We start from the raw sequence: 335 nt of genomic DNA, 5'->3' as shown, positions 1-335 counted from the left end.
CGGCACGGCATCGCGCACCTCGACGGGGTCGACGCGCCCGTCCCCGCCACCGTGGCCCGCCGGATCGGATGCACCGGAGACATCCTCCGCGCCCTCTTCAGCCCCGAAGGACGCATCCTCGAGCTGCGCAGCATCCAACGCTGCTTCACCCCCACCCAACGCAAAGCCATCGTCGCCCGCGACGGAGGATGCATCATCCCCGGCTGCACCATCCCCGCCGCCTGGTGCGAGATCCACCACGTCCAAGACCACGCCCAAGGCGGACCCACCGAAACCGACAACGGCGTCCTCCTCTGCTGGTGGCACCACCACCACCTCGACACCTCCGGCTGGAA

Annotated in this window: 1 protein-coding gene; it reads left to right on the top strand. The window is 69.6% G+C overall.

Features of this window, described 5'->3' with window-relative positions:
* On the top strand, positions 1-335 hold a 335-nt coding region (locus ACWXWW_RS17945), incomplete at both ends, for an HNH endonuclease signature motif containing protein (RefSeq protein WP_455971357.1).

The sequence above is a fragment of the Microbacterium sp. KNMS genome, assembly GCF_053851835.1.
Note: the sequence above shows the minus strand (reverse complement) of the source record. Positions and strands in the feature narration are given on the sequence as shown.